This window comes from Corallococcus praedator, from assembly GCF_003612125.1.
In the GTDB taxonomy this organism is placed as follows: domain Bacteria; phylum Myxococcota; class Myxococcia; order Myxococcales; family Myxococcaceae; genus Corallococcus; species Corallococcus praedator.
Window position 1 is genome coordinate 1 of the sequence record NZ_RAWI01000768.1, and the last position, 1156, is coordinate 1156.

Sequence of the window (1156 nt, forward strand, 5' to 3'; positions counted from 1 at the left end):
GCGCGGGGGGCATCACGTCCTCCAGCGTGGAGGCCATCGTGAAACCGTCGTGGTAGATGGACCCTTCGGGCTTGATGGCGTCGTCGCGGTACAGACCCATCTTCAGGTAGTTCAGGTCCTTGCCGAACTGGTTGGCGCCGTAGGTCTTCGGCAGGGCCAGCTTGCCGTTGTGGTACAGCTCCACGAAGCCGACCTTCTTGTCGGACGACCACTTCACGTGCAGCACGAAGTCGTGCCAGTTGCCCTGATTGATGGACGTCTGCCAGAGCACGGGCGTGGTGTTGCCGCCCACGCGCAGGTTGATCTTGTCCCCGCGCACGAAGAACTCCAGCGGCGGTGAGCCGCAGCAGCCCTCCTGGTGCCACTGGGTGATGACCTGCCAGGAGTCATGGACGGGGTAGTTCTTCGGAAACAGGGTGCTCCACTTGTAGAAGTACTCCTTCCCCTGCGTCTCATGGGTCAGGTACAGCAGCTCGTTGCGATTGCCGCTGGCGTTGATGGGATCATCGCCCTGCTTCACGACTGCCTTGAGGGCGTATTTCCCATCGCGCACCACGTCCGTCACGACCTGCAGACGGCTGGAGGCAACGCTCTGATCCCGGGTCCACTGGGACGTGTTGCCGGTCTCGAAGTCGCCCTTCCAGAGGATGCCCGCGGAGGCGAGGGCAGGCATGAGGGAAGCCGCGGCGACGAGTCGAAGGAGTTGCTTCAAACAGGAGTCCTTTCGGTCCGGGTTGGGCGGAGGGGACACGTGGCGCGCGAAACTCCTTCCCGCGCGTCCACGCCTGCCAACCCCCAGTCCCTCGTGCGCTCCCTGGGCTGCCTGCTGGGGCAATGGGGACACAGGCCCCTGCCGCCCGTCACTTCCCCAGGCATGCCGAAGCGCGTGATTCCGGGCGGATGCGGGCGCTCAAACCTTCTGACGGGAGCAGCCATGCAGGCGAGCCCCCAAGCGTCATCCCCCCGACAGCCTGACGGCCCGGCGTTCCGTCCCCCACTCGCATCCGCGATGGGAAGACGGGTCTTTTTCAAGATCGGCGGACCTGCCCGTCTATTGATTCGTGGGGACCGAAAAACATCCGACGTGCATGAATTTCCACCGGCGGGCTGCCCACCGCGTCATGGAACGCCTGGTGGGTGGGGGCGAGGCCGGGTC

The 1156-nt window shown here is 64.8% G+C and carries 1 protein-coding gene; it reads right to left on the reverse strand.

From position 1 onward, the window contains the following. Positions 1–712: polysaccharide lyase family 20 protein (locus D7Y13_RS41610; protein WP_370451771.1), on the reverse strand; the 712-nt coding region annotated here is incomplete at its 3' end. Positions 713–1156 lie beyond the last annotated feature (444 nt).